General features: G+C 70.9%; 6 protein-coding genes. 1 reads left to right on the top strand and 5 read right to left on the bottom strand.

Features of this window, described 5'->3' with window-relative positions; translation table 11 throughout:
* Positions 1–161: 161 nt before the first annotated feature.
* The 3 genes from QH283_RS28500 to QH283_RS28490 all read right to left on the bottom strand — a co-directional run bounded on the left by QH283_RS28500 (position 162) and on the right by QH283_RS28490 (position 2,625).
* On the bottom strand, positions 162–854 hold the full coding sequence (locus tag QH283_RS28500) for a type 1 glutamine amidotransferase domain-containing protein (protein ID WP_280506024.1): 693 nt from the start codon (positions 852–854) through the stop codon (positions 162–164).
* Positions 855–963: 109 nt separating this feature from the next.
* Positions 964–2,187 (bottom strand): phospholipase D-like domain-containing protein, encoded by a 1,224-nt coding sequence (locus tag QH283_RS28495; RefSeq protein ID WP_280506023.1) that lies wholly within the window; start codon positions 2,185–2,187, stop codon positions 964–966.
* 69 nt (positions 2,188–2,256) lie between these two features.
* Positions 2,257–2,625 carry a VOC family protein gene (locus QH283_RS28490; RefSeq protein WP_280506022.1) on the bottom strand — a complete coding sequence of 123 codons (369 nt, stop codon included), beginning with the start codon at positions 2,623–2,625 and terminating at the stop codon, positions 2,257–2,259.
* A gap of 391 nt (positions 2,626–3,016) precedes the next feature.
* On the opposite strand from QH283_RS28490, the gene QH283_RS28485 reads away from it, so the two are divergent.
* Positions 3,017–3,805 (top strand): hypothetical protein, encoded by a 789-nt coding sequence (locus QH283_RS28485; RefSeq protein ID WP_280506021.1) that lies wholly within the window; start codon positions 3,017–3,019, stop codon positions 3,803–3,805.
* Between the two features lie 56 nt (positions 3,806–3,861).
* On the opposite strand, the gene QH283_RS28480 is transcribed toward QH283_RS28485, so the two are convergent.
* Together QH283_RS28480 and QH283_RS28475 are read right to left on the bottom strand one after the other, a co-directional pair.
* Positions 3,862–4,095 carry a hypothetical protein gene (locus QH283_RS28480; RefSeq protein ID WP_280506020.1) on the bottom strand — a complete coding sequence of 78 codons (234 nt, stop codon included), beginning with the start codon at positions 4,093–4,095 and terminating at the stop codon, positions 3,862–3,864.
* A 101-nt stretch (positions 4,096–4,196) separates the two neighbouring features.
* Entirely contained in the window at positions 4,197–4,673 is a 477-nt protein-coding gene (locus QH283_RS28475) for a nucleoside deaminase (protein WP_280506019.1), read from the bottom strand.
* Positions 4,674–4,766: the final 93 nt, after the last annotated feature.

Genomic DNA, 4,766 nt, shown 5'->3' with positions numbered 1-4,766 from the left:
ATAAAAAAATAACCCCCTAACCAAACCCCCGCCCCGCAGGGCCCGGTTCCTGGGGTAAATGCCAACCCCCCGGCTAAACCCCCACCCAAAAACCCCCCCCCCCCTTAAGGGGGGCCGGCAGTCGGTGTGCACAGGTGATCGGTGTGCACGGGTGATCGCTCTCAGCCGAGGGCGGCCAGCATCCGTTCCGCCAACGGCCCGGCCGAGGCCGGGTTCTGCCCGGTGTAGAGGGTGCGATCGACCTCGACGTGGGCCTCCCACGGCGGCCCCTCGCGGTAGTCGACGCCCAGCTCCGTCAACCGGTCCGCCAGCAGCCACGGCGCCCGGTCCGCCAGCCCCGCCTGCCGCTCCTCGGCATTGGAGAAGGCGGTCACGCGGTAGCCGCGGAACGGGGACTCCTGATCGCCGCCGGTGGCCAGCAGCGCGGCGGGTCCGTGACACACCACACCGAGCGGCAACCCCGCCCGCACCACGTCGCCGAGCAGTCTGCCCGCCTCGGCGTCGACGGCCAGATCCTCCATCGGCCCGTGGCCGCCGGGGACGAACACCGCGGTGTAGTCGGCGAGATCGAGGTCGCCGAGCGCCCTCGGATGCCGCAGCGGCTCGGCGGAGTCGAGCACCCGCTCGATCCGGCGCACCGCCTCGGCGCCGCCTGCGGCGTCCTCGGCCAGGCTGGCCCGATCGACCGTCGGGGTCACCCCGCCCGGCGTGGCGACCTCCACCTCGTGGCCGGCGGCGGTGAATGTCTCGTAGGGCGCGGTGAATTCCTCCGCCCAGTAGCCGGTCGGATGCTTCGTGCCGTCCGCGAGCGTCCAGTGATCGGCCGCCGACATCAGGAACAGGATCTTGGCCATCGCGCCTCCCGCGGTGTTCGAAGAATTCGGCTGTCCCGGCAGGCATAGCCGCCCACGCGCCATGTATGCGCGTCGGAAGCCACTCGGAAGCTGATCGGAGGAGAACTGCTCAGAGGAATCGGCGGATCGGCTGCACCGCCAGTTCCTTGGCCCGCTGCAGCGCCGGACGCCGTTTCCAGCGCCCCGGCTTGATGAGAGCCGACATTGTGAGATCCTCCTCGAAATGCCGGTCCAGCGTCGCGGTGAACTCACCGTCCAGCACGGCCAGCATGACCTCCTCGTCGTGGTCGAGCGAGCGCCGGTTGAAGTTGGTCGAACCGACGAGCGAGGCGACGCCGTCCACGGTGATGATCTTCGCGTGCATCATGGTCGGCTGGTACTGGTAGATGCGCACACCGCAGGCCAGCAGGTCCTCGTAGAAGGCCTGACCGGCCAGCTGGCACACCCGCTGGTCGGTGTGCGGGCCGGGCAGCAGGATCTCCACCCGCACCCCGCGCCGCGCCGCCGCGCACAGCAGGTCGATGAAGAAGGCGTCCGGCGCGAAGTAGGCCGTGGCCAGCCGCAGCCGCCGCTCCGCCGATTCGATGACCACCCGCAGCAGCGTCTGCATGTCCTGCCAGCCGACGCTGGCCGAACCGCGCACCACTTGCACCACGGCATCGCCGTGGCGGGCGTGTTCGACGAAACGGTCCCGCTCGTCGAACAACTCGTCGTGGCATTCCGCCCAGCCCTGGGCGAAAGCCGCCGCGATGCCGTCCACCGCCGGGCCGCGCACCTGCACGTGGGTGTCGCGCCACTCGTGCTCGTCGCGCGCGTCGCCGCACCACTCCTCGGCGATGCCGACCCCGCCGGTGTAGGCGACCTCCTCGTCCACGACCAGCACCTTGCGGTGGCAGCGGTGGTTCTGCTTGAACGGAGAGATGTAGGCGGGTTTGCGGAACCAGGCCACCCGGACCCCGGCCTCGTCCATGAGTTCCAGCAGGTCCTTCTCGATCAGCCTGCTGCCGAACCCGTCGAGCAGCAGCCGCACCCGCACCCCCGCCCTGGCCCGCTCGGCCAGCGCGAACGCGAACTGCCGCGCGATCTCGCCCTGCCAGTAGACGAAGGTCATCAGGTCGATGGTGTGCTCGGCCGCCGCGATGCTGCCCAGCATGGCCGGGAAGATCTCGTCGCCGTTGCGCAGCGGGACCAGCGCGTTGCCCTCCGAGGCCGCGATCCCGATCAACCGTTCCAGCCGCCTGCGCAACCGCAACGCCGACGCTTCCACGTCGTTCGCTTCCACGTCGTTCACTGTTCCGCCCTCGCGCGCGGGGCGCTCGACGATATCGGACATGGGTAACTCTCCTCTATTGCTGCGTCCACCGCACCCGACGTCCGGCGCGCCCGTCGTACAGCACGCCCGTCATCGCCAGACCAGGCAGAACGTGTGTCCCACCGGGTCCCGGTAGACGCGGAAGCCGTCGGTCTTGCGCACCAGCGTCGCGCCGAGCCCGAGCACGGCGGGTTCGGCGACCTCGATGTCGCGCACCATCACGTCCAGGTGGATCTGCTGCGAGGCCTCCGGGTCGGGGAACTTCGGTGGCTTGTACTCCGGGGCGAGCTGGCAGGCCAGCCGCCTGCCCTGCGGGTCGATCACCGCGACCCAGCTGCCGTCGCTCTCCTCCTCGATGATCTCGCCGCCGAGCAGCGCCGCGTAGAACTGGGCGAGTTCGCGGGGTGCGGGGCAGTCCAGCACCACCGTGTGCACGCCTTTCACACCGTCCGCGGCCATCGGCATTCCCTTCTCACGACGATTTCCCGCGAGCACGCACTCGCGGGTCTCGGCCAGATGTACCCGGCCGCGTCGCCCGGAAACGGCCCCTGTGCGCCACCTCGCATGTGTCCCGCCGTCGCGACCGGGCCAGGGTCGGGAGCACCGATGGTGACCGCCCGCGTCGTGTCGGTGAACCACCACCTCTCCCAGCCCCTCGGACGGCGGCTGGATCGTCTGCGCACAGGCCGTCGGCATGCGCGGCCGCGCGCTGTCCGCGGACACCCGCTGCCGGCCGACGGGCGCGACGCGAGTCCAGACCATGCGGAGCGGGTCGCGAGCGCCGCGCGTGTGAACGTCGTCGGCGCCAGCTAGGATCCGAGATCGAACGTCAGGGAGGGGAGTTCGTTCGATGGGTTATCCGTATGGGCCACAGGGAGGGCCGACGCCCGGTGGTTATCAGCCGCCGTATCCGCAGCAGCCGTATCCACCGCGATCACAGCCCTACGGACAGCCGTACCCCCAGGGTGCCGCTCCCGGAAGCCCCTACGGCGCACCGGGTTTCGGGCAGCCGACGAGCGGCACCGCCTCGCTCGCGGGTCTGCTGGCCATCGGTCTCGCGCTGCTCGGCGCGTACTCGGGTTATCTGGCGCTGGACGCGGCCCAGGCGCTGGAACGGCTCGATCTCGGGGGCAGCAGCCCCGATACGACCGGGCTGCGGGCCATCGGCGGCCTCAATCTCGTGGTGGCCGCGCTGTGGCTGCTGGGTGGGATGATGCTGCTGGGCCGCAAACCGGCCGGCCGGACGATTCTGATCGCCCTGGCCTGCCTCGGCGGCCTCGGCAATCTCATCTCCGGCCTGGTGAGCCTGGCCAACGACGTCCCGGCCGCCGGCATCGGCAGCCTGATCGGCGTGGCCGTCGCTGCCACCGTCCTCGGCCTCTGCCTGGCCGGCTCGACGACCAGGTGGCTGGCCTCTGCGCCGTCAAGGCCGGGCCCCCGGCCGGGCCACCCGTACGGTCAACCGCCCAACGGCCAGGCGCCGTACGGACAAGCGCCCAACGGCCAGGCGCCGTACGGACAAGCGCCCTACGGGCAGGCCCCGTACGGTCAGCCGCCCTACGGTGGGCCCGCCGCGCCGCCGCAGTACCCCTACGGCCAGGCCGCCCCACCGCACGGCCAGTACCCGCCGTATGTCTGAAACCGGGAGCACGGCCGCCACGCCACCCACGGCGGCCCCGTCCTGCCGTGCGCCGGTCAGTGCTTCTTGGTCTTGATCGGCTTCTTCTTGGTCTTCGGCTTGTCGCTGTCGGGTTCCCACTCGTAGCCGGGCTTGTTCTGCTCGCAGTGGTAGTTCTCCACGATCACGTCGCCGCGGTCGAGTTCGCACCAGCGCTCGGACTTGCCACACGCCGAGACGCCGAGACTCGCGGTGACCACCACGCCGAGCACGGCCGCGGCGGCCCTGGTCCGATGCGTGCGCTTGCCCATCGACTCCACTCCTTCGGACTCCGCCCGCTGCCGGGCTCCCCCGCCGATCCTTCGGCGCACCAACAGCATTGAGGCAGCGGCCGGAAAAGTCCAGCGCCGGATCAGTCGACGCCCGCGGCAGTTCGCATCACCTCGAGCGCCTCCAGTTCGCCGACCGGCCCGACCACCGTGACGGCGGCATCGGAGGCGGCGACCACCTCCGCACACCGCAACCCGAAATGCGGTCCCGCGGTGAGGATCCGGGAGAACGCCGGAGTCGATGCCGCGAACACGATCCGCGACACCCCGGCCCACACGCACGCGGCCGCGCACATCGGGCACGGCTCTCCGCTGGCGTACATGGTGGAGCCGGCGAAGCGGTCGGCGTGGCCGGTGGCGGTGGCGCGCCGGATGGCGGCCAGCTCGGCGTGCGCGGTGATGTCGCCCGCCGAGGTCACCTCGTTGCGCCCCTCGGCGAGCACCTCGCCGTCGGCGGCGACCAGGACGGCGCCGAACGGCCGGTTGCCCGCCGCCGCGGCGGCCGCGGCCAGGTCGATGCTGCGGGTCAGGTGGGCTGGATCGAATACGGAGTCGCTCACTAGGGCACCATCCCTTCTGCAACCCGAACAGTTAGGGTTGTTGTCTCTCGGTTCCGGTGGGTGCATGGCCTTGGTTGCGAGCTACTCGATGGC

Origin of the sequence: Nocardia farcinica, from assembly GCF_029867845.1 — a bacterium.
Lineage (GTDB): Bacteria > Actinomycetota > Actinomycetes > Mycobacteriales > Mycobacteriaceae > Nocardia > Nocardia farcinica_A.
Note: the sequence above shows the minus strand (reverse complement) of the source record. Positions and strands in the feature narration are given on the sequence as shown.

What these genes read in the sequence shown, in the direction of transcription:
- QH283_RS28490 (WP_280506022.1), bottom strand. Translation starts at nt 2,625, where the DNA reads ATGGCCGCGGACGGTGTGAAAGGCGTGCACACGGTGGTGCTGGACTGC.
- QH283_RS28485 (WP_280506021.1), top strand. Translation starts at nt 3,017, where the DNA reads ATGGGTTATCCGTATGGGCCACAGGGAGGGCCGACGCCCGGTGGTTAT.
- QH283_RS28500 (WP_280506024.1), bottom strand. Translation starts at nt 854, where the DNA reads ATGGCCAAGATCCTGTTCCTGATGTCGGCGGCCGATCACTGGACGCTC.
- QH283_RS28495 (WP_280506023.1), bottom strand. Translation starts at nt 2,187, where the DNA reads ATGTCCGATATCGTCGAGCGCCCCGCGCGCGAGGGCGGAACAGTGAAC.
- QH283_RS28480 (WP_280506020.1), bottom strand. Translation starts at nt 4,095, where the DNA reads ATGGGCAAGCGCACGCATCGGACCAGGGCCGCCGCGGCCGTGCTCGGC.